At 40.2% G+C, this 23,814-nt stretch carries 21 protein-coding genes; 11 read left to right on the top strand and 10 right to left on the bottom strand.

Annotation, left to right across the window (positions count from 1 at the left end; all coding sequences use genetic code 11):
• A partial coding sequence (locus RM347_RS25120) for a hypothetical protein (RefSeq protein WP_428850612.1) occupies positions 1 to 4,415 on the bottom strand: 4,415 nt, incomplete at its 3' end.
• Positions 4,416 to 4,462: 47 nt separating this feature from the next.
• Here RM347_RS25120 and RM347_RS25115 point away from each other — a divergent pair.
• A complete protein-coding gene (locus RM347_RS25115; RefSeq protein ID WP_322716441.1) occupies positions 4,463 to 4,993 on the top strand; it encodes a hypothetical protein in 531 nt (176 codons plus the stop codon).
• 163 nt (positions 4,994 to 5,156) lie between these two features.
• On the opposite strand, the gene RM347_RS25110 is transcribed toward RM347_RS25115, so the two are convergent.
• The 6 genes from RM347_RS25110 to RM347_RS25085 form a co-directional block, all read right to left on the bottom strand.
• Positions 5,157 to 5,531: a hypothetical protein gene (locus RM347_RS25110; protein ID WP_322716440.1), complete on the bottom strand. Its 375-nt coding sequence runs from the start codon at positions 5,529 to 5,531 to the stop codon at positions 5,157 to 5,159.
• 198 nt (positions 5,532 to 5,729) lie between these two features.
• Positions 5,730 to 6,140 (bottom strand): hypothetical protein, encoded by a 411-nt coding sequence (locus RM347_RS25105; RefSeq protein ID WP_322716439.1) that lies wholly within the window; start codon positions 6,138 to 6,140, stop codon positions 5,730 to 5,732.
• Between the two features lies 1 nt (position 6,141).
• A complete protein-coding gene (locus RM347_RS25100; protein WP_322716438.1) occupies positions 6,142 to 7,338 on the bottom strand; it encodes an AIPR family protein in 1,197 nt (398 codons plus the stop codon).
• On the bottom strand, positions 7,317 to 7,442 hold the full coding sequence (locus RM347_RS25095) for a hypothetical protein (RefSeq protein WP_322716443.1): 126 nt from the start codon (positions 7,440 to 7,442) through the stop codon (positions 7,317 to 7,319). The genes RM347_RS25100 and RM347_RS25095 overlap by 22 nt, the downstream gene beginning before the upstream one ends.
• A gap of 278 nt (positions 7,443 to 7,720) precedes the next feature.
• Positions 7,721 to 8,959 carry a ParM/StbA family protein gene (locus RM347_RS25090; protein ID WP_322716437.1) on the bottom strand — a complete coding sequence of 413 codons (1,239 nt, stop codon included), beginning with the start codon at positions 8,957 to 8,959 and terminating at the stop codon, positions 7,721 to 7,723.
• A 135-nt stretch (positions 8,960 to 9,094) separates the two neighbouring features.
• Entirely contained in the window at positions 9,095 to 9,553 is a 459-nt protein-coding gene (locus RM347_RS25085) for a hypothetical protein (RefSeq protein WP_190881036.1), read from the bottom strand.
• 175 nt (positions 9,554 to 9,728) lie between these two features.
• Here RM347_RS25085 and RM347_RS25080 point away from each other — a divergent pair, with 175 nt between their 5' ends.
• The 8 genes from RM347_RS25080 to RM347_RS25045 all read left to right on the top strand — a co-directional run bounded on the left by RM347_RS25080 (position 9,729) and on the right by RM347_RS25045 (position 17,588).
• The gene (locus RM347_RS25080; protein ID WP_322716436.1) at positions 9,729 to 9,935 is read left to right on the top strand and encodes a hypothetical protein; all 207 of its coding nucleotides are present in this window, start codon (positions 9,729 to 9,731) and stop codon (positions 9,933 to 9,935) included.
• A 908-nt stretch (positions 9,936 to 10,843) separates the two neighbouring features.
• Positions 10,844 to 12,550: a MobV family relaxase gene (mobV, locus tag RM347_RS25075; RefSeq protein WP_322716435.1), complete on the top strand. Its 1,707-nt coding sequence runs from the start codon at positions 10,844 to 10,846 to the stop codon at positions 12,548 to 12,550.
• A gap of 107 nt (positions 12,551 to 12,657) precedes the next feature.
• The gene (locus tag RM347_RS25070) at positions 12,658 to 14,286 is read left to right on the top strand and encodes an ATP-binding protein (protein ID WP_322716434.1); all 1,629 of its coding nucleotides are present in this window, start codon (positions 12,658 to 12,660) and stop codon (positions 14,284 to 14,286) included.
• Entirely contained in the window at positions 14,283 to 14,852 is a 570-nt protein-coding gene (locus RM347_RS25065; RefSeq protein WP_322716433.1) for a DUF192 domain-containing protein, read from the top strand. The genes RM347_RS25070 and RM347_RS25065 overlap by 4 nt, the downstream gene beginning before the upstream one ends.
• Before the next feature lie 100 nt (positions 14,853 to 14,952).
• Positions 14,953 to 15,279: a hypothetical protein gene (locus RM347_RS25060; RefSeq protein ID WP_322716432.1), complete on the top strand. Its 327-nt coding sequence runs from the start codon at positions 14,953 to 14,955 to the stop codon at positions 15,277 to 15,279.
• A gap of 34 nt (positions 15,280 to 15,313) precedes the next feature.
• Positions 15,314 to 16,288, top strand: a complete 975-nt coding sequence (locus RM347_RS25055; protein WP_322716431.1) for a hypothetical protein — start codon at positions 15,314 to 15,316, stop codon at positions 16,286 to 16,288.
• 8 nt (positions 16,289 to 16,296) lie between these two features.
• Positions 16,297 to 16,995: a hypothetical protein gene (locus RM347_RS25050; RefSeq protein ID WP_322716430.1), complete on the top strand. Its 699-nt coding sequence runs from the start codon at positions 16,297 to 16,299 to the stop codon at positions 16,993 to 16,995.
• On the top strand, positions 16,995 to 17,588 hold the full coding sequence (locus tag RM347_RS25045; RefSeq protein ID WP_322716429.1) for a DUF6753 family protein: 594 nt from the start codon (positions 16,995 to 16,997) through the stop codon (positions 17,586 to 17,588). Before RM347_RS25050 ends, RM347_RS25045 begins: the two co-directional genes overlap by 1 nt.
• Here the strand turns inward: RM347_RS25045 and RM347_RS25040 are convergent, their stop codons facing one another.
• Positions 17,589 to 18,242 carry a response regulator transcription factor gene (locus tag RM347_RS25040; RefSeq protein WP_322716428.1) on the bottom strand — a complete coding sequence of 218 codons (654 nt, stop codon included), beginning with the start codon at positions 18,240 to 18,242 and terminating at the stop codon, positions 17,589 to 17,591.
• 256 nt (positions 18,243 to 18,498) lie between these two features.
• On the opposite strand from RM347_RS25040, the gene RM347_RS25035 reads away from it, so the two are divergent.
• Complete coding sequence (locus RM347_RS25035; protein WP_322716427.1) at positions 18,499 to 19,254, top strand: sensor histidine kinase; 756 nt, start codon at positions 18,499 to 18,501, stop codon at positions 19,252 to 19,254.
• Positions 19,238 to 19,480, top strand: coding sequence for a hypothetical protein (locus RM347_RS25030; protein ID WP_179070171.1), 243 nt, complete (start codon positions 19,238 to 19,240; stop codon positions 19,478 to 19,480). The genes RM347_RS25035 and RM347_RS25030 overlap by 17 nt, the downstream gene beginning before the upstream one ends.
• Here RM347_RS25030 and RM347_RS25025 read toward each other — a convergent pair.
• Positions 19,477 to 20,259, bottom strand: a complete 783-nt coding sequence (locus RM347_RS25025; RefSeq protein ID WP_322716426.1) for a hypothetical protein — start codon at positions 20,257 to 20,259, stop codon at positions 19,477 to 19,479. The two genes, RM347_RS25030 and RM347_RS25025, sit on opposite strands and share 4 nt — an antisense overlap.
• Before the next feature lie 428 nt (positions 20,260 to 20,687).
• Positions 20,688 to 23,783 (bottom strand): DUF3854 domain-containing protein, encoded by a 3,096-nt coding sequence (locus tag RM347_RS25020; protein WP_322716425.1) that lies wholly within the window; start codon positions 23,781 to 23,783, stop codon positions 20,688 to 20,690.
• Between the last annotated feature and the right edge of the window lie 31 nt (positions 23,784 to 23,814).

Below are 23,814 nucleotides of genomic sequence, written 5' to 3'. Positions count from 1 at the left end.
TGAGTTCGACCATATCCTCTCATCGCATCAATGCAAGTATCCACGGGTAAAACATTGGTGTCACCATGCATCATTAATGGGTAGTTCATGGGAATCGGTTTGCCTTTGATGCTTGAAGGGGTGACATTTTGAACATCTTGGGGTGAAGTGGAATGTCGGCTTTGCAAAGGCGGGGATTGCGCTGTTTGTTCTGGTGGTTTCAAAAACTGTGGTCGTGTGGCGAGGGAATTAACTCTTTGTTGATAGTCACTATCCGTTTCAATAATTGCCCCGAATTTCTTGGTCATATTCTCCAAAGTTTTGGCAGGGATGGAGCTATCAACCAAGTTAAATACCGCTAGACCTTTTTGGGTTTCCCTGATAACATCTTCTGTTGGTACTTGCTGCCATTCAACTTTTTGAGCAGTTAACCATTTAGTCACAGTCTCAGCTTTCTGGTTGTCAACAGCCAAACCCATGACTCCAAGTTTTTTGTTTGATTCTGTAGAAAATAAGAAAGTAGTCCGCTCTTTAATATGATGTAGAATTTTCGCACTACTCTCAATCATCTCTTGTTGTTCAGAATTAACCGATTGAGTCCCAAAAACCTGAAATTCCTTCGTCCAAATAGTAGGATATTCAACGGTCTTAGGGTCAATTTGAGCGCAAATAACAGAAAAATTACTTTCAATAATAGTGGGTGCGGGTGTTAGTTGTCCGGTTTTGAGCAGTCCAAGCTGTCTGAGCGCGTCTTTGTCTTTTTTAAAGTGCAATACTCCCAAGGGTTCACCATTGAGAAATACTGCATCTCTAGTTTTAGAAGCGGAGGTTTCGATAGTCAGTTTTCGGTAATCTCGATCCGAGAATGACTGACCAGAAAAATCATAAAAGTTAATTTTATTGATTTTGAGGAGATTACCATTTGGGGACTCACCTAGCACAAAAGCTTGATCTCCAGTTTCGGAGATTGACGTGAGCTTTAATTTTAGGGGATTACCATTTTTTAAATAATCAACTTGTTTTAACTGCTGGACAGAATCGCTGTCTAACTCCCCTAATGTTTTACCATCTAACTTAATTTTTACTGTTTTGTCAGTCACCGGCACAGTGCCAAATTCTAAGTTTACGGGTTCGGCGTTAAAAACAAGTCCTGCATAAGAGAAGTTCTTGAGTTCGCGGATAGTAATTTCAATCGGCTCGTTTCCTGGTAGTCCAATAGTTGCTTTGGCAGTAGCAGGTTCTACCCCAATGAAATTAGCTTGCGCCTTTGTGCCAATTGGTAACATTCCAGCCCTGGTTTCGAGCATGGCGAATTCCTTATATTCGCCGTCAGCATCCTGGACAAACATTAGTCTGGAAACGTGGCGTTCATGTCCCGGTGGGTGATGAGAGGCTCTGATTTCTATTGGGTGTTTTTCGTCTGGGTTCCACTTTCTGCCCAAAAATTCATTTGCTTCATTATTAAGTGTGACTAACTTCGGTTCGCTAAATTGCAGTTTCTCCAAGCGGGAGATAATCTCATTGGGGAAAGCAGCGAAGGCAAAATTAGAGACTTTTTTAGCGATCGCTTGGGGGTTTGCGTTTTCTTTACGTGCAACTTCGAGTTCATCCTGGCGGGATGCACAGATATTCCAAGCGGCGGCAGCAGATGCAAGTTTTTCTGACTCTGGGATAGAGGCATAAAATGCTTCTGCCGTCTCCTGCGCCAAGGCAAAGAGTAGTTTAGTTTGGCTTCTAGTAAGTTCTGGTTTTAGTTCTAGGAGTTTAGCTCCCTGCATGGTCATCCCCGCCTTGAGATTGTGGTCAGTCACAGATTGTTGGCTAACTGTCCCCAGGTTGCGGTAGGCGGGTTTCTTATCCTCCCCAATCTCACCATTGATTTGTGCAAATGCTAGTAATTTGTGGGGGCGTTCTTTAGTTCGCCATTTCTCTGGTATTTCGTCTAGGCGAATGTTCAACGTTTGGGCTTTCCAAATCAGAGGATGTTCGTAATGGGTGAGATTGGTAATTTCGAGTTGGCAAGACTGTGGAGTTTGGATGATTGCTGATGGCCCTTTCTCGGTTTCCCGCCGTCGCTCCATACGTACCGCAGCATTGAATTTCCGATCAAACTCGTATTTGGCGGCGATCGCTGTAAATTTTTGCTGTGGTGTAAATTCTACCCCTTTGAATAAGTCTCTAAACTGGACGATGGGGCGCGATTCTAACTGTGATTGCTGGAAATATTTATTGGTTTGGCTAATTAATAATTCTACTGGTGAGTAGCCCTTTGGTGTTATCCCCGTGCTTAAATAAACTGACGAAGATTTCTTATCTTTAATATAATTAACATCACGATACAAGTAGCGGCTGTTCTCCCGGATTTTATCCATCTCAGGTTTTTTTGCACTTTTGAATAAATCAACCGCTATTTGGTTTTGATAACATCCCTCACCAATCATTTCTCGGTACATCAGGCGGTTAACATCCATCGCCTGTTGAATAATCTCTCTTCTTCTGTTAGAATTCTCTGCTAGAGCTACAACAGATTGCATGAAAGGTTTGTACTCTGCTCTAATTGGTTTGGGCTTCTCGCCATATTCCTGTTCAAATAAACTTTGATAATGGCTAGAAACTTGGTCTAAATAAGTCAATTGTTGTTCTAAAGTACCGTAAGTTTTAAGTACCTCAATTTCCGATTCTAATGCTTCCAGTGCTGTCACTTGATTGTTGATTATGCCCACGCTGATGCTATCGCTCATGTGAATAGCGATTTTTTCAAATGGGGGCTGGCTTCCATCAGTGGGATCATAAAATGATTGTTTTTTGAGCTTAACCGTGGGCGAATAGGCATTTTGGGGAAGATTTCTTCGCTCTGCCTCTGCTGTTAAATTGGGGTATAAGCTAGCTTTTGCTACACCAATGCAGTCGCCATCGTAGTCTCGTGCTTGGCGTTCTGATTCGGTTTCTGCCGGATCTATAAAATCAACATCAATCCCTCGTCCTTCTAACTCTGTAATTCTTTGCTGTATGCGCTTGTGGTCTTCGTCATTAACTACAATTATGCCTTCTAAGGGTTCACCATCTGGAGCAACACGGTCTTTAATGTGTTTATTAGTAGAAACACACAAGCCATTAGAGTTAAGAAAAGGAGAGCGAAAGTTAAGAACTTTTTCTCCTTGCTCCAGCCAAGGGGCACAGATTTCACCATTTTTTAGTTCCTTGGAAGGAATAATCATTGCTCGGTCAAAAGTAAGCATTTTCCCAATAGCAATATCTCGCCACTCACTTTGTACAAAACGACTTAATTCCTGTTTGACCTTCTCAGTTTCTAATAGCTGTTGATGACCAAGTAAATCAGCTTTAATGACTTTGTACATAAACAAGTCATCTTTAGCACTCTCGTCATCCAACTCCTGATCTGCATCTAAGTCATTATTTGTCCCTAAGTTTTTAACATTTGTTTCTTGATTGATAATGTCTGATGTTTTTAATTTACTTTGGCTCAATGATTCTTTACGTTTTTCGTATCTTTCACAATAGTAAGCAGCAACAATTCTTGGGTCATCTTCAATAGAGGCTAATCTTTGAGCTTGTACCTCTAGTTCTTCGGCAAAATCTTTAATTCCTTGGGGGAAAGATGCCAGCAGTTGGGAGATAGACATCTGACCTTGTTGAGATTGTGCTTTTTCGGCTAACCAAATATTTTGCTGATATAATCCTGGTTGAATTTGAGGTTTAGTAGGGCCTTTGGGTCTATCCTTGTCTGTTCCCTTAAAACTGCTTACGGGAAGAATTATATCGATTTTTGGTTCATTTTTAGAATTTGCATATTTTATTCTATCTAGTCTGTATGGTCGCAGTGTTCCTTTGCCAAAGCGATATTCAGTCGTATCTTCTCCAACTCCATCTACCCAACCAAATCGATGTTGAATTACACGATAGCTTTTATCTGTTTGGGATTCCCTTAAGGTTAGCTTGTCATAAAGTTGTGTTGAAATCTGCCCATAACAATCGCCAACTAATTTATATGCCAAATCATTCGATAATATCCCTCCATTTTCACCCCTGTTATCAGTAGAATCATCTACTACTAAAATGTTTAGCTTTTCGTGAATCGCATTTTTACAAGCCCCAAGTAAAATGGAACCATAAGCACCCCGGTCTTTACTATCTGGACAAATTTTTTGAATTGTTTCTAAACATTCTTTATCTCCATAAAGTAAGCGAGTCTTAGAAGATAGTAATAAAATTTGTCCATCTGGATGATTCTTTAGTTCTTCAGCAGTGCTGTATTCATCAGAATGTCCAAATGAGAATTCTTTGTCAGGAAAGTAAAATTCTAGTAAAGTATTACTGAGCTTTTCAGTTAAAATTGATTGAGAGTCGGTTCTGCTATCGTCTATATAGATCCACTGATTTAAACGAGGGTCAAAATGCTTTAATTCCAAAGTCATAAGATTTGAAATTTGATGAATATTAATTAAATTTTTGAGAGGTTTTTATGTCAAGGATTAAGCGTTGGATAAATATGAATAATGAAGAATTCAACCCAGATGGAAGTTTGAAAAGTGAAGCTCGGCAAGAAATGTTATCCAAAGGTGAAGATCCAGGAGCAATTGATAGTTATGCTCGTAGAGCAAAAGAAGAGTATGACGAGTGGAAACACCTGGACGAGACTGATCCAGAGCCGTGGCCAATCTACACAGCCTACGATTTCTTCACTGAACAAGAAAAAAAAGAATTTAACCCAGATGGTTCTCTCAGACCTGAATATGTAGAATACGCTCAGAAAATTGGTATCAGTGAAAGTGCCCTCGAACAACTTGAGTGGCGCAAGAAAATGGAGGTTGATAATTACAATAAAGTGTCTGCCGATCACGTAGAACAAGGCATCAACTTTGGTGCATGGTTGATGAGAGGAAGGATTGAAGATAGCAGAACATACGGACAACGTCGGCAGCAGATGGAGCAAGACCTGCGTAACTTTGAGGATGTTGACAGCTTGCCTTTCGACAAAGATACAGCATATTAGGTGAGCCGAAGCAGAGCGAGTGATAATATAAGCTGAAAGCATTATCAAACAACGCTCTCAGCTTTTTAGTGGCATCCTTTTACATCTGCAATTGCTCCCCTTGCACTGAGCATAGCCTCTCCAAGAGTTGTATTGCGACTGGGCGAAAAAGCGGATTGTTTGGTTAATTGGACTGCCGTTCTATAGCTGGAGGGATTACCCCAGGAGATCGCACAACTGACTTGTTGGAAGCGGCAGCAAGGAACGCAAACATTCCTAAAATAGCAAAGGACGTAATAATCACTTGCTGTACGGATGCAAAGACCGACTTTTCTTTCTCCTTTTGGACAGTAATGCGATTCAGATTCTGTTGAAATGCCGAGAAATACAAATAATTCAACACTTGTTTACACAAGGTAGGGTCTTCACCTATCTGTACTTTCTGGCACAAGAGAATTTCTAGATGCTCCCGGCGGCGATCGCTTGTAGATAAATCGCGGTCATCCCACAGTTTTACTTGGGTTGCATCTAAAGGTCTATCAATACCTAATAAACTCATAAATATGGCCTCATTTGATTTAGGAGTTAGTTGAGGGAACAGGTGTAATTGATAAGTCAATTACACCCTACTGTGCTTTTTGAAAAATGGAACTTATACCTAACTTAAGAAGTTTAAATATGCTTTCAAAAAAGAACTAGCAACTTGAGTACTGAAAAAATCAAAGCTCAGGTTGCTAGTAAAGTTTGAAAATATATGCTATATTTCCCAGTCAAAATCTTCAGTTGGAGATGGAGATAAAACCTGTGCTTTCGGTGGTGGCTGGGGTGTATCTGGCTGCAATGGGTTCGTCCCATCCTGAAATAATTCTTGTGCCAGAGTCCGCCCATCTGAGTCAATGTCACTACTCAAGAAATACTCCAAAACCTGCGGTGTAGCACCATCAATTGCTGCTTGTGCTAGTAGGGATTTGATGAATTGGGGAGATGCTTCACTATCAGCTAGTACCTTCAAGGTTTGCTCGGCATCTTGGATGGTCATTCTGGAGATATCTTTAACTCCAACTTCATCCCAGACATCCCCGAAATACTGTCTATATTGCTGATTGAAGTCTTGCTCTTGGGCAAATCGTGATAATTCTTGTACCTGCAAATGTGTCGTCTCTGGCATATCAATTTGCTAATGTTAATTGTTCACGCTTGTTATTGTTTGAGCCAACCATCTTGAGCAATTGTTGATTAAGATAATTTTGAGCCGAAACGTAGAGATTATCCCAGATAATTGGGTTCCGGCAGATTTTACTCCCAACTGTATTGCCAGCTAACTTCTCTGATACCAAATACTTGCGGTAGTAGTTTGCCCATAAATGCTCTAGAAAATCAAGGGCGAAATCATCAAAAGGAATTAACCAGTTATAGTTCTCATCCAAAAAGACTCGATAGGCGGCAACAATGGGCATAGCAATATCAGCCGGCGCACTAAACCCAAATGAGTAGCGGCTATCGGGTAACAGCGTATTCTTTCGCGCATCAATTGAAGCTAGGTCTACCCCTTTTTTCTTGGGGTTGGTGATGTAAGCTTCAATGGTTTTGAACAGTTGTTGCTCAATCCACATAGCCTTGGACAGTAGCGGCAACAATTTTGACAACCTTTGTCTTTCCGCATCGCTTAAAGAGGGATTGTTGCTGACAGGTGGATGCTTACCTTTAGATTTATTCGGGTTGTACTTGTTCCTGTCCAAGCAATTCATCAACTTAATCAAATGGTTGACATTACACTGTGGACTCTTGGGCACACCACTTTGATGTTGATAGTAAGCAATGCGGAATTTTATTTCTTCCTCCATCTCTAATTTTGCTAAAAACTGTTTGAGAAATTTATAATCACCTCTGGCATTAACTTTAGAACGTGCATCTACTGGGGCTGATGTGTTGGATGCCAGAGCTATATCTTTCGCTTCGTCTTCACTTAGCCCAATATGGATTGTGACTTTGACTCTGGCTAGAGAGAGGTCATACTTGTTTGCTCTAGCTTGCTTAAATGCTAATACTGTATGCCCACCGTTGATAATGCCATCGTTGCCGCCTTCATTAGCCTGTAGTACCTCTAACTCCAGTTCAGTTTTATTTTTGGGCAAAACCTTGTTAACACACAGTACAATTCCGTTATTTCTTTGAAAGAATTTTTCCGGCTGGGTGGTGAGTGAATCAAATAGTTGTTTGTACGTTGAGGTTTTAGGATTAGGTTCGCGGATATTTGGTTCTAGGGGTAGGTCGGAGGGAAAACTATCTACATGGGCGGTAGCAATAATGCAGTTAGAATTTGCATTGATGTACTGGTCTATTTTCAAAGTCCAATTCTTGGGCATATTCTTGTTCTTGTATAGGTCAACATACTTAACAAACACTTCCCTTTGGCGGGCCGTTGTCCGTTGAGTGCATCCATCAAGGTTGATTTCCCACTACCACTCACCCCAGCAATCACAATAAACTCGTTAGGTAAGAACGACAGCTAGTAGTGTAGCAACCCAAAATTGCTACGTGGAGGTAAGCAAGGGAGCAGGTTCGCTAGTGGGAGAAGGGGAGAGATTGATAAGTTAAGTTCTTTCCCCTCTGCCCCTCAGCCCCTCCGCTCCTCTCTCCTCTGCTGACCACTACGCTTGCGTTTCCTTGGCAGAGTACTAGATTTCATTGAGTAACGTTGTCGAGGCGAGTATGGGGTAGCTATTTTTTCAATTGCAAGCCTTGGGGTTAGAAGAACTTGCTAGTTAAATATCCATTTTTAGCCCTCATCTCGGCTACCGACAAAGGAGAAGGTGGCTGAACATAATAATCAGGGACTAAAGGTTTATCTTGGCGATCATATTTTAAATTCAAATCCAGCATTTTGATATGGCTAATGTGAGATCCCCAAACATCACATACTCTATCTCCTAATCCCATTGTGTCTAGATATTTAGGAAGCTCCATCCCACCATTCCAGCAAATGGGAATGCCAACACTTTCAAAATGTTGGGTTAGCTCGTGACGTACAAAAGTTGCTGTTCCCCCACAAATTAGCACCTCATCCATAACAGCTATACCTTTTACCCATCGTAATAAGGCACGGGTGTATTCTTCACGAACTAGGGGTAATATCTTCTCGAATAAATCTACATCCAATTGTATTTGCTCTGGTTTATTTTTCCGTGATAATCGACGTAATGAGTCAAAATCCCCATCTCTGGCTTCTACTATTGCTTTAACTAAGCGTGAATCTTCTTTGGACAAACCTACCGCAGTTCTTTCAACAAACTGACTCACAAGCCAATTCATCCCTAAATCCGTTGATTCCGCTTTTGATGAATTGCCTTTCATTGAGAGGGTAAAACTAGCATTCCTATACCCCAACATCAACATTCCTATATTTTTTTGGAAATAGTTGACATTGACATTACGGCTGCGATACGTCAATAGTCCAGCCCCTTCTAGTGCCGCATTAAAACTTCTGATTTTACATTTGAACTTCCCTGTTGGTGTTTTGACACCTGTTTTTAATCTCTGTGTTAATTGTTTACCCAAATGATTGGCATGAGCTATTTCTCCTGGTGGCAACAATATTTGTAAATAAATCCCCAAATCAACTTTTACCCCCAATTCCAACCGCCGAATTGCCAACCACATCAATGCTGCTATCTTCGGTAGGGCATAACTGTATTTCAAGTCTCTGATTGCTGATGTCCCAGCAAACATACTTTTCGATAATGCGCCTAAAACATAATATTCTTCACCAATACCTATCCATACTGTATTGTCTTGTACCGAGGATTGACTTGATAAAAACTCTATTGAACCATAGCCCACATCTGCTATCTCTGGTTCCATCGTTATTACCATTGGTACTCCGTCTGGGTATACCTGTGCTATCGCCTTGGTTGTACTCGCCCCTAAATCCAACGTGAGGACAACTTTTGTGGACTCGGCAGAGTCCGAAATGCTCTTTCTATTCATGTTTTATTCCTTGCTTTCGTCCCGTTATTACTTTCTCTATCTCAAAAGGCAACAAAATTTGTGTCTGGATCTAGCCCAGCTTGAAAACATGATTGCGAATCAGGCGATGTCTACGACTTGGCTTGCGCCTACGCTCTAACCGTTCCAGCCCAACATCTGATTAGCCTGTTTTACCTCTTCTGGAATTTCCATTTGCATCCATTCTTCATCTTCATCCGCGTTTAACTGTCCTGTTTGTGACATTTTTCCTAAGATGGATGCGTTCTCGGATGATGTTGTCACTGTTATTTGAGGCTTAATTAATGAATTAATTGCTACTGGGTCATTCTCTATTCCACAAATCCGCCGTATACAGCTTATTTGTGCTTCTAACTCTCCAATTGCCCAAATACCATTCTGCCTTAGCCTTTCATCCCTGACCCCTGATGACAATAATGCTAAAGGTAGCCAGTGCTTCTTGAGCGTAGCCATGACCAATTCTGAGAAATCTTCCTCTAACGCTAGTGGCGTAGATTTTAGATAGCTGATTATCTTTCCATCTATAGTCTCGGCGACCCTTCTAATGGAAATTATTTCCTGTTTTATTTCATTCATGCTTATTCCCAAAAATTCCAATTACTGGAGTCAAACATTTTTAGGTAAAGCAGTTCCATTTTTCACTTAAGCACATTTAAAAGGTTAAACCTTTCTCGTCTCATTTTAAAACAAATATTTTTTATTTTTCATTTGCTGTTGATTAAAATTAATTTTGCAATCATTGAATCTTTACATGTCTTCATATCTAAATTCTTGGCGAAATTCCCAACTTTTCACCCTAAGTCCGCAACCTTTGCCTACGACACGCTACACGAACATCAAGATTGGGGATGGTGAAACCCTCTTTGGGTTTAAGTTCCTCAAGAAAGCCTTACTACCCCGCTCACCCCACACCCTAAACCTCACGCTTTACACCGTCTACCCTTTCAACATACTCTGAAAAGTCAGGTGAATTTATCTTCTCTTTTAAATTTACTAAGGCACACAATTTAGTAGACTTTCTCAGTGCTAAAAAAGTATCCCTGAATACTTTACTCAACTGGTAGCTGTTGGGTAGCTCTACAGGTGATAAACAGCTACCTGTTATGACACAAAAAAATCAGTTTGTTATAGTTTCATGACTTCCCAACTGGTAGCTGTTGGGTAGCTCTACAGCTACCAGTCTGGCATCAAATTTTGAGAAATAAAATAGGGTTGAAGCCTTACCAGTACTGCTTTTGAGCTACTTTTTTACTCCATTTTTATTCTCAATAACTTCAAAATTATTGAGAATGCGTACTACAAGCTTGTTGCAATTCCACTTCAAAAAAGCAGTTTTTTTCTGTTTGTGCTACGAAACACTACTAAAAATTACAATTTAGCGCTGATTAACTTTGAGCGGCTACTGAAAAATTCTGTTATCAACCATTTTATTCTTGAGGTATCCCTGAAAAAATCCGTGAGCAGTTAGTTTACTCTTGAGTAATCTCGAAAAATTCTGTGAGCAGCCCATTAATTCTCATTAATTAAGGGTTATTGACAGGTAAATAGCCCAAAACCCTTGCTGTTGCGTGGTTTTTTAGTCCAAGCCCTAGAAAGTCTGGTGCTTCCTACTTAGGCTGAAACTGTGCCGGAAGTGACTGCGATACTAGCGGAATATTGGGATGGCGGGAGAATTGCCTGTGAAATGCTGTAGGGCGGCTTAGAATAGTCGTACTTACTACGGTTATTTCCCCATTTTCGCATCTGAGCGATTTGGCTTTAAAATAGGCGTGAAATCGGGAAAAAACAGCAAGAATTTGAGTGATATTTGTTTCTCAATCAGTCAGCCCAAAAACTTGTATTTCCAAATTTTAGCGTAAAGAAAAAATGGCATACGCGATCGCGCGATTAAAAAAATTAAAGCGGGGTAATATATCAGGGAGTGCATCTCACACCGCACGAGAGAGAGAAACCCCTAATGCAGATCCCACTCAAAAAAATATTCGGTTCATCGGTAGCCTCAACCCACAGGAACGACTAGAGGATTTAGTCTTAGCCAAGATAGGGGACTCGGAGCAGAAGCGGAAGATTCGCACTGATGCGGTGTACTGCGTGGAGTTACTGTTGAGTGCATCGCCCAGTTATTTCCGTCCCAGCTGCCCCACTCAAGCCGGTTACTATGAACCACAAAAGCTGGATGAATGGCTAGAAGCGACTCACCAGTGGTTAGCGGATGAATATGGCAATCGCATTGTCCGCGCCGAGTTACACCTGGATGAAGCCACACCCCATATTCACGCTTATTTTGTGCCTTTGGATGATGAGGGACAGCTACGGTGCAATCATTTCTTTGACGGACGGCAGAAAATTCATGAGTTTCAGGATTCGTACTACCAGACAATGCGGTTAATTGGGTTGGAGCGTGGGATTAGAGGAAGTAAAGCCCAGCACCAGGACATCAAAGACTTTTACCGCATTGTGGAGGAGGGGCGTGACTTAGAAGTTGATGAGCTAAGTGCAGCGCAATTGAAGGCCAAAGCTGCCGACCGAGACAGGGCGAATCAACGTAAACAGGAAATGGAAGCTACAGCCAAAGCTCTCTCAGTTGAGAATGACCAATTACGGCGGCGGATAGAGCAATTGGAGCGAGATAATCAATCAATAAAAAAACTTACCGAATGGTCAACTGATTTAGCTTTGGATGATGTTGCTTGGGAGTTGGGACTGTGGCGTAAAGGGAATGAATGGGTTGGAAGAAACCACATCATTAATATAGATGCCTCTCAATTTACTGACTTTGGCAATGGTTCTTCGTTAGGGGGTAACAGTGCTATTGATTTAGTCAAGCACGTTAATCAATGTAATCAAGCCCAAGCGATCGCATGGCTGGGGGAGAGATTTGGTGAAGCTGGGGCCCAACGTGCAGCGAGCGCTCATGCTCAAAAAGTTACGGCTCTTATTATCCAAACTCAACCAGTACCCCAATTCACTCCACCGATTGAGGATAAAAAACAGTGGCAGCAAGTAGAACATTACCTAACTCAGAAACGAGGCATACCTTCTGATTGCGTACAAATGTTACATAACCAGGGACTAGTTTATGCCGACTCAAAAGCAAATGTAGTTTTTGTGATGCGGGATCTCAACGGAAAAACCAAAGGAGCATTTTTAGAAGGGGCAGCTAATAATTTCTCTGGTTATGAGTTAGGTACAGTTCGCCGTGATAACTGGTTTTACTTTACTTTGGGGAAAAAGCCTAGCGAACAAACTAGTACTGTCGTACTGTCTGACTCTCCCATTGACACCATTTCAGTAGCCATGCTGGAATATCAGGTTAAAGGAATACCAGAAAACAGAACAGTTTACATGGCAGTAGATGACACTTCAAATTTACCTGTTGAAAGATTACGTAATGTTCCTTGTGTACAAGTAGCTTTTACTCAATCAACTGCGGCACAGGCTGTTAAAGAACTACTGCCACACTCGACTCAACTCAAGTGCGAAAGTCGGGATTGGAATACGCAGTTAATCAATTTCTCCCATCAATTGCAACAACGTTATTCACAACAAAAACACGAGGAATTAGAGCTATAGTTGCAAAAAAGTCAAGCTACTCTAGTACCGATTTTTTCAGTACTAAAGTAGCTAGTAAAGAGTTTTAGCTATCAATAATATTGGGGTGAAATTTAACTAAATCCCTAATGAATGATGAGTTAATTAAACAAATATTTGGATTAATTAAGCTTAACAATAAGCTGATTGCTGTCGAGTCTCCATTGCAAGAGAGGGTCAGGCTGCTCATCAATCTAGCCAGTGAATGCGAACAATACAATATTAACTGTTACCTGTGGACGCTGGAGGATGATGCGCTACAGCAGTTATCTACTAATGAGGAGGGATTAAGTTTACAAAGAGTTGACCAGTATCAGGCGATCGCCAAAAGCAGACGCGAACATTACTTTGAAATTCTGCGGTTTTGGAAAACCACTGATTTACAGGGCATTCTCATACTGGAGGGCATATTCCCCTGGCTGGGTGAAGTTACCACTGACCCCGATTTCTTTTTGACTTCCGAGTGGATTAAGTCAGCCCTCATTAACCTGAAGTTGTACAATTGCAATGCTAACAAGACAGCGATTCTCTTAGGGTCAAACGCCACTGTGTCATCTGACATTGCCCCCGAAGTTCCTACCATTGTGCAACAACTGCCAGCTATAGAGGAAATAAGCACTTACTTAGCTCAAGTATTACCTGATTACAGCCGCAGCGATATTCATGCGACAGCGAACGCCTCAGTAGGGATGTACTTGGCAGACATTGACTATGGAATCAGACAGGCAATCGCAAATCATGAAATTACACCGGATGAGTTAGTAGAAAGACTGTCCGCTTACAAAATCGAACTGTTTAAGCGGATTTATAATATCCAATTTCTACAACCCCCTAGCACTCCTATCGGTGGGCTGGAACTGATGCAGCAAGCGTTTAAAACTTATAAGCGCCTTCTATCCACATTAGCTAAAGCCTATAATCTGCGCTTACCCAAGGGGATTTTATTAATCGGCCCACCGGGAACAGGAAAATCTTACTCGGCTAAAGCAAGTTCTGCACAATTGGGGCTACCTCTGATTATCTTAGAGTGGGGTAGTTTCCGCAGTTACGGTAATTTGGCTGAGTACAAGCTAAAAAGCTTACTCGCACTGGTAGACCGAATCAATCATGTCATTCTCTATCTCGATGACTTTGATAAAGGATTCGCCGGGGATGATGATTTATCCAAACGCCTAGCTGGTATGCTTTTGACCTGGATGCAAGAACGTACTAGTGAGGTTTTAATTATCGCTTCGGCTAACAATATTCAATGGCTACCACCAGAGCTAACCAGAAGTGGACGCTTCGATGAAATTTTCAAGGTGGATCTCCCAAATTACGGCGAACGGCACGAAATATTCAAGATTCATCTAGCTAAATTCGATCCTCGTTTCCGTGACCGGGGCGATGGGTACAGCGAAGAAGAATGGAAAAGGTTACTCAAAGCCACGCAGCGATGTGTCGGTGCGGAGATTCAAGCCATTGTTGAACGTGCCGCCGTCTTTAGTTTCTGTCAAATGTTTGGTGATGATGTTGCACCAGCTAGCGAACTGCCATCACTTGAGATTACATTGTCGGCATTGTTGGCAGCAAGGCAGAGTATGAATCCTCTGGCCATCCGCGAAGCTGACCGAGTTGAAAGTATGCGTAACATTGCGGCTTTACATGGCCTTCCATCTAGCCCGATTGATTCATCTATATATAGTCTCGGCAATGTTGATATTTTTGGTGAAACATGAAAACTTTAAAAATTAATTCTGAAAAGGATTTATATGTTGCTGCTTTCAAGTTACTGAACATACTAGGCCCTGTTGCTGGAGTATTAATTATCATTGGCACTGTGGCGCTGGGTTACGTCCAAACTCGTCCCCAGGATTTACCAGTTACGCACCTTCTCACGAAAGGCAATCGCACATTTAAGCTCTCAGTCGCTTCTACACCAGAGCAATTAGAGAAAGGGCTGAAATTTCGCTCATCCTTAAATGGCGAACGCGGGATGTTATTCAACCTGGGAGGAGAAATTTACAACGTGCCTTTCTGGATGTACAAGGTAAATTTTCCATTAGACATCTTTTATCTTAAGGACAATGTGGTGACAACTGCGGTTTACAATGCCCAACCGTGTTACAAAACCCCTTGTCCCATCTACAAGGGGAAAGTTGCCTCCCAAGTGCTAGAGCTAGTAAAAGGCGCTGCCAATATCAAGGTTGGCGATCGGCTGAACATTCAACCGTTATCAGTTTTGCCTAAGAATAATATTGGTATTTATAGCGGCAATTATTTGAAAACCAAAAATAATCGCTAGTAATTGTATAACGTATTTTTTAAAAATCAAGAAACTATAGTACTGAAAAAAACAGTACCTAAATAGCTTCATGTGTTGAATCAAATATGGCAATCTATTTATGGGAAGAGTATGGACATATTGGGAATTTGATCACCCTTTAGGTAGCACGGTGCGGGTAATCTCTACCCCATTAGGGCTAGAGATATTTGCCGAAGATGTGTTTAACATCGTTGCAGCAGAACTGAATAACAAAAAGGTAGTACTGATGAATATTCACAGTCAAGAACGTTATGTAGTTATTGAAGAAGAGGTAGTAAAAGTAAAAACTTTAAATTTTACAGCCATCAATACCTTAAAGACGATTGTCAAAGCGGACTTGATTAATAAATTTGTGCATTGGGTACGAATTAAAATCCGACCGATATTTCAAAGACAGTATCTGTAAAACAATTAGTCAATATTAAAAAGAATCAAAGAAAATGACAATTTTACACATTGAACAAAACAACCAAAATATGAATAGCAGTTTGCCAGAAATAAGCACTAGTAACACAGAGCTAAATAAGCCATTATCTAGCGATACAACGGGAAAATCCCCTATTAATACAAAGCCTAAAAATTCGGCAAACACAGACAACAATGGGAATAACAACAATAAAAATAATCCACAACAACTAAGAAGATTAGTAATGGTGACAGGAGATAAAGGAGGTGTTGGTAAGTCAACCTTTGCCAGAGGTTTAGCGCAAATTTACATAGATAACACAGTAAAATTTGTCGGGTTAGACGCGGATAATTCTAATCCACACTTGATCAGATTTTATGAAACATCTGCAAACATTCAACGTTTAGATATATCTAACTCAGATAAATTAGACGAATTTGTAGATAATTTAAAAGAATTAGTGTATCCCAAACCAAAAGAATCGGGGGAGAATCAAGAGGAACAATCTTTGATACTACTAGAAACGCCATCACAATTTCTACCAACTCTAAAAATTTTAATAAAAGAGATGGGGTTTTTAGGCGTGGTAAATGATAAATGTCAAATGCGGGTAACTATAGTAGTAGTTATAAGTACAATAGTTGATTGTATAAATCAATTATTAGAACTTTATAGTTACTGTGGTGATAATGTTGATTATGTAATAGTAAAAAATTTGTTTTACGGAGAGGTAGAACAATTTAATTTTTATGATAACTCGCAAAAAATAAAAGAAATAGAGCAGCAAGTAAAAGCAAAAAGTCATACTTTCACAAGTATAACTATGCCAAAGTTAGCGAAAAAGTCTTACGATTATTTGGATGTTAAAAACATGACATTTAGACAAGGGATTGAACAAGATGAATATCCGTCTGTATTTGGGAGAATCCTAAGCTGGTTGAACAACTTCCAAGGGCAAATAAAGCCAATCAAAGATTTATTTGGCATAGAGAAGATTTTATCTGAATAGGAATAAGAATGTCAAAGAGAATAATTATAACTGTAGGAGATGCGCGGGTAGGTAAATCTACAGTTATCAAGCTATTGCTAGAAATGTTAGCCCAACAAGGAAAACGGATCAAGGTTTATAACCAAGAATTATTCCCTGTATTTAAAGCTTATGAGCAATTAGCAACCATCAAAAAGTTTGATTTATCAAATGACGATGCTGATGCAATAACAGATGACTTAAATCATCCTGAGTTAGATGTGATGATTGTTGATATGCCCGGACAAGATATTGAAAAAGTAATTCAATATATTGAGAGTGCTAGCTTATTTGAGGTTGTAGTAAAATTTGGTTGGAATTTAACATTTCTTCAACCTATTTCTCACAGGGAAGACTGTATATATTACTTAAATGCAATCATCCAGAACGCGACTAATAACGCTAACTACGTGGTGGTGAAAAATTACCATTTTGCGCCAGAGTTTAGAGAATATGAGGAGAAGATACGGAAAAAGCTGTTAATCATAGGAGGGACAGAAGTAGAATTAATGGCTCTACATCGAAATCATTATCAAGCTATGGAAAAGGCTGATAAACCATATTCACAAGTTTGCCAGGATCTCTCAATAATTTTATTTTGGAGAAGCTTCATTTTTCAGTGGATTAAAAACTTTCGTCATTCAGTAATGAATAACAATTTGGCTATTAAATATCTAGGGCTTGATTGATGACACTACAAGACACATTACAAGGTTATTCCCCATCAGAACAAAAACGCATAGTTGAAGGGGCATATCAACTAGGAATTACACCAGACGATCCAGTTTTTAGGGTGATGGCGACACTGGGCAGATATGAAGAAACGATCATAGACCTCCAGGCAAGAATGGAGGCAATGATAGAAGCGTGGGCAGCACTGATAGACCAAAAACTGGATAAGACAAGCAAACAAGCCGAGTCAATGCATTATACAGTTGTGTCAAATGCTGTACGTGATGAGATCAAAAAAATCAAGCCCACCGGCACAGGCATGAAAGTGCAGGCAGGCTGGGGATTGGGGACAGTATCTCTTGTGTGTGGATTAGTCGCGGCTGGCAGTACCTTGCTGGGTTCGCTGACCACATGGAATCTGGTGCAAAATATAGGAACGAATCAGTCAGTAGTAGTCTCACGTAACGAGATAAAGATTCTCCAATGGGCAAAATCCCAAGAGGGTAAACAGATGTATCAAATCATCTTAAAAAATCAAGCAGCAATTGAAGCTTGTCAAACACAGCAGAGTAAAACCCAAGGCTATTGTTTAATTCAAGTAGGTAAGTAGCTAACCTACCTGAAGGTAATCTTGTTCGATGTAGCCAAGTTTACTAGCTTCAATCAAAGCATTGACGCGATCGCTGACATCCAACTTCGCAAAAATCTTGTTAACATGCCCTTTGACAGTACTTTCAGTAATAAATAACTGCTCGGCAATCAGCTTATTAGAAAAACCGACTGCCATCAAAGAAACAATTTGGATTTCAGTATTAGTGAGATTATCTTGATAAGTCTTACCTTTGATTTTCTGTGGGTGACAAAAATTCCGTCGGCTGATATAAGGGTCAAAAAAACACTGATGGTCATAAAAAGTTGTTTTTATGGCTTCTAACAAAAGAGGAACATTGTTCTTTTTGAGAAGGTAAGAATCAGCGCCGGCATTTAAAGCTGATTGAACAGTGCTTTGAGAAGAATGGGAAGAAAGAACAACAACTTTAGTGTTGCTATTGAGTTTGACCTCTTTAATCACTTCTAGCCCAGATATGTCCGGTAAACCAATATCCACCAAAATCACATCGGGATTTAATTCCTTAACTAAATTAATCCCTTCAATACCAGTACGAGCAACGCCGACCATTTCCATGTCTGGTTGTTGATTGATAGCAGTAGTGATCCCCAACCTAATGAGTTCTTCATCCTCAATGAGCGTTAATCGAATCATAGATCACTTCGATTATAAGATGACTCAATATTTATAACATAGTTGTTGGTGTTAAGCCTTTTACTTTTTGTGTCTGTAATATAAAATATAAGTAATCAAAAATCTTTCCAGATGAATGAAAGAAACTTTAGTACTAAAGTTTGATTGGATAATTTTTTTTATAACTAAAATAAAAGTATTCTCAAATCTTGTAGACATAATTAGCACTTATTCATAAAAGTAGCCAAAATCACCATCTGTCGTTGGAAACACAGTTATGCAACAGGAAGTTTTAAGCATATTAGGTTTGTTACACGATGTTTCAAACAACTATCAAGGAGCATCGTTAGTTTTGAATCAGATAATTGATGGTGCTTATGGACAGTCTTTAGAAGAGATCAAACCGTTGCTGATCGCTTTACAACAAACCAATGAGCGAGGGGTGAGTTTGATTCAATCTGAAAGAACTGCTTTTTTTGAACTAAATCCAGCGACAGTGGAGCAGTTTGATATGTTAAGTTTTTTACAAAATAATTATTCTCGATTCAAACCAATAGCGCAGTATCATTCCTTGAATCTCCACTATGAAACTCAGTCATCGTACAAGCATGGAACACAAGTACGAGGTGATAGCATAAGTATTGACAGAATGCTGTGTAATCTTGTGACAAATGCTATTAAGTACACTCTTGCCGGAGATATCTTTTTAAGGCTGCTCAATCAAGGTGATGATTTAATTATTGAGATTGAAGATACCGGCTGTGGGATTGCCGCCGAACAAATTTCCAATATATTTATCCCATTATGGCGAGCGCCAAATAGCAATTTATTACATCAATCAGGGATGGGACTAGGACTGTACATCGCCTTATGTGTGGCTCATGCTCATGGTTTGAGGATAAGCGTAAACTCGGTAGTTAGACAAGGAACTAAATTCATCATTATATTTCCTTACAAAGATAACGGGGTTTATGGGGTTGATGGTAGGATGTTGCCCAAGTCACAGAGGTTACAAGATGCGTTACCTATATGATGTGAAACTTTGGGACAGAATCGAAACAGGAGTGGAATTTCTAATTTTTGTGGCTTTGATGATAGCGGCAATCATTAAACTGGGGCACAACGATTTTTTACAAGCATTGTTTTACATAGTATTAGCTGTCATCATCTCACCCTGGTCACAATTCGAGCGGGTGACTAAGCGATATGTCTTAGTAAGTGCGTACATTCTTGGGTTGTTTGTCGGGTATTTTAGTTAGTCTAACTCTGGGCCGTCAGAAGATGCCTCGTTTTGTTGTTGCTGTGGCGGTGGCTGTTGCTGTTGCACTCTTATATCGAAGTTGATCAGCTTTTGTGTTTCTTGTGGTGAAAGGTGATTGTGTATTACCTTATATTCTTCCTCTTCTTCTACTTTATAAGCACTAAAAGCCGATTGATTATCACTTTTGCGCCAAACAGTCAGACGCTGCATACCTTCTCTCATCAACAAATTTAATTGATAAGCCATGCCTTCATAGACTCGACCGCCAATAGTATCTTGTCCCTTTGTAACGATAATATTCATTAGTGCAGGAATGAGAGACTTTTTAGCAACCTCATCGTTTTTACTCTCAACCGATTTTGACTGTTGACTGTCAACAAAAGGCAGTTTGCGCCCTTTAGTTTCTAATATCTGCTGTAAGAATGTCTTTTTATTTTCATTGATTAAATCTTCAACTCTTGTTGAGTTATCTATATCAGGTGTTTCCTCGGATTTATTTAAACCAAATTTTTGAGCGTATTCTTGGTAGTATTTTTCCTTAAGGGATTGCCTGTAATCTTCAGTACTTTGAGCATTTCGGGACACAGATAAAGTATTTTTCACCTCACCAATAATATTTTCGCGCTGTGTGGGGTCTAGCGCAGAGATTGAGTGTATTGATTGTGAAAGTGGGTATTTCTCCATCATCAGCGCCAGTCTGTAAGCCATTTGGTTGTCAGAAAAGCCACTGTTGCGGTTGATGGTAGTGATGGTTTCGGCTACTGAGCTAGATTGCATAAGTATTACAAAAGAAGAATTCAGGAGTCAGGAGCCAGAATTCAGAATTGAATTCTGAATCGATTTAGTGGATAGCGCCGGTGGCAAGCGAGTCCGCGTACCCCCAATACTGTTCGGTTAAGGCAAGAGACGCGATAAATCGCCGTCTCTACGAAAGACTGATTATTGTAAAGACGGCGATTCATCGCGTCTTTGTGATGATTTATCGCATCTTTGCAATCTAGAATTTTCATCAAAAAACCTTAACCGAACCGTATTGCGCGTACCCCTACGGGGATCTTGCTACGCTTTTAGCGTCTGTCTGCGACACGCTGCGCGAACGTAGAGAGCGTCTGAATCATGGTCTAAAGCCCCCGACAAGTCTTGGAGACGCTGCGCGAACAGACATGGGGTATTCTGACTCCTGAATTCTGATTTCTGACTCCTTTTCATAATTCTAATTCCTCTGAATTAGTAGTAGGTTGTTGCGGAGTGTGAGATTTTTGGGAATGTACTTCAACCTTGGGCGTATAGGTATTGTTAATAACCTGGCTACGAGTCTTGAGCAAATCCTGAATCACATCACTCAAAGGAGGAAGAGAAATATCAGTTTGCCCTTTGTTGTGCTGCTCGAATTGACTTTGAAGTAGAATTTTTTGGTAAAGTTCACGTTGCTCCCCAATAGTCAGCTTGCCAGTTTGCTGAATTTTAGATTGAAATTCTAAATGTCCTTGTGCTACAGTCTCATGACTTGAACCATCTTTTTCTAACTGCTCCCAATATTGTTTTAAAACTGGATGTAGTGGTAGCACAGCGTTGTCTTGTTTTGGAGAATTAAAGCTTGCTTCTTGTGGGTGTGATTGTGTCTTGCGATCTGGTACGTTGGGCGTAGATTGAGTAGATTGGTGTGACTGATCATCATCTAAATTACGGGTAATTTCGGGATGAACGGGCAAGTCGATGTCACGGGTATCTGTCGGGTTGCCTAACATTGCTTTGTAATTAATATGCAGCTTTTGAGCCAATAGTCTTAACTTCTCCAAATCAGCTTCAGTGATAGCCATCGCTTGGACTTGATGAGTCATACCAGTGTCAGTTTTCTCAAACTGAAAGCGAACAGCTTCCCGATTTGTACCATTGTGTTCAGTTTTGAGTAATTGCAGAGTAGATGTATTGTCACTGGTTTGCCGAAAAATAATCCGGTAATTGCCCAAGGTTAAGTCGTCTTTCTCGAAGCTAGTAATACTTTGTGTGAGTATTTTTAATACCTCGTTTTCTTTGAAACTTTCTAAAATATTGTGTGTGCCTTTAGGAGAGACTGAACCAACGACAGAAGCTATTTTGCGAGGGTCTTCATCAACAGAGGGCAATTCTTTACCAGCTTTCAGGTAGTCAGCCACTAACAAAAACTCCTGCCTTTCAATAGGCAGAATGTTAATTTGTTTTTCTCCCCAAATTTTTGGCTCAGACTCTATTTCTGTGTAAGAAAGTTTAATATTGCCTACGTGTCCCCATTTATCAGCTTGAAAAGTCATTAACTCTACATCATCATGACGACGATAGATACTGTATTTATCAGCACCATGATTTTTGATTACAAAAGCATCAGCATGGTAGATTTTGCCACTGGTCTGCTGTTGTTCATCTTTAGCCTCAACACCATATTTTTTTAACAAAGTATAAGCAGCAAAAGCTATTTGTTTATTCTCGCTAGCTTCTAGGCGCTTTCTAAAAAAATTAGGCTCATAAACTGTAACATTTTCTTTTTTAGCCCAAGAAGAACTAGTTACAAGAGTTTCAGTTGGTTGGGCTGGCTCCGGGGCAACATCTATATGGATAATGTCTGAATCAATAACTTTTATATCTATAATCTGTGAACCAGGGTCAATAGGTGATTTAGCACGACTTTTTTTAAATACACCAATGTTTGGTTCTAATTCGGGATCATCTATCACAGTAGAGCCTCCTTTTTGTTGATCAATTTTTTTGACTGTGCCATCCTTGAGCTTGATAGTAAAACGTAAATTATCAAGTTGATTTTGATGCCACTCCTCTAGAGATATAGCCCCGGCAGATAACTTTTCAAAAGCTTCTTTTCCTTGTGAAACTATAAAATCATCTACACCTTTATCCGGCCCTGGCAGCGTTACTACTTTAACGACAGCACCAAATTCTTGTAATAAGCTTCCTGTTTTCCAAATATCTCTTTGGATATTGAGCTTAGTTTCAGGCTTCGTTTCATAATCAAAGCAGATTTTGATTTCTCTACCAGAAGTTGCGAAAACAGCTAACTCATCAGCCAGATAGGAATCACCAATTTTCTTGCCCCACTCGTTTTTAGGTGAGCGATAGCCGGAGGAAATTCCCGGTAGTCCGATGGCTGCGTGACCTTGGCTTAACAGACTAGCCGCCTTCTTCGCCCCCTCTGTAATGACGAGTGGAATATTGTGTTTATATACACAATACCAAAAACCATTCAAGCGATCGCTATCGCTGGGGTTTACTCCAGCTTTTGAGTAAATATTTTGGGCAATTTCCCCTGGAACATCTAGTAAGAAAATACTCAAATCAACTGATGGTGGATGCTCATATTTAATGAACTTGCCTTCAACCGCAACATTGAACCCATCTTTTTTCACGGTTTTGGGTCTGGGGCGGTTTGGCTTATAACATCCCCATTCTTTAATTTGAGGTTGCTCACCAGGGGTAAGATTTGCAAATGTGCGCGGGTCTACCCCTGAATTACACCACCAGCCACCTGCATCTAGATGGGAATAGAGTTCTAAAAGCCTAATAGAAAGGCTACCTGTATTTGTACGTGAGAGTTTGTCGCTGATCATCAGCCGTTCCCAAGCTTCATGTTCGCCACCGACATAGCTAAAGTGAAGACTAGAGAAGTTGAGATGTGCAATTTCTGGTGCGATCGCGCTGCCTACTACGAGTTCGTGCCAATGTTGCGGATCAATATGTTCTGGGTGATGAGGGATATGTTGAGTATTTTGTGGCTCAAGTTTTTTACTACTTATGCCATTGTTGGCGCTTTCAACTGTAAAAAAAACATTTCTATGGATGGAAGCATTTAAACCTAGATTATCTTGGTCTTGAATAGGTAGATATTCCTGGGTGTTCTGCCACATCTGTATAGTTAAAAACTCAACAGATGTGGCAGAAGGCGGAAGAATTAAGGGGGAATTGGGGTTAGGTAAAACTGGAGGTAAATCAGGCTCAGGAGGAAATTTAGACGGTGTTATATCATTACTGCCGGGAAGAAGTTTAGGCAATAAATATGCCATTATCTCTTCTACTTGTTCTATTGACTCATCTGTTACACCTTCAAAGTTACCTTTAGACCATTTCCAGCCACCATCCTCATCAGGAGTAAGAAAATAAGTTTCTTCCCCTATTTCAATTCGACATTTTAAATCAATAGCTGATTCTATTGATTTGTAAATAAACTCTCCTAAATGATAAATAAAAGCTCTAATAAAATGCTGACTAGCTCTAGCGTAGGCAGAAGTGAGTTGCAAATGTCGTTCATCAAACATATTTTTTGTTAGTTATTTATATACTGTGCGT

This window comes from Nostoc sp. ChiQUE02, assembly GCF_034531305.2.
Classification (GTDB): Bacteria; Cyanobacteriota; Cyanobacteriia; order Cyanobacteriales; family Nostocaceae; genus Nostoc.
The sequence above is the reverse complement of the archived record's forward strand: the minus strand, read 5'-3'. Positions and strand labels throughout refer to the sequence as shown.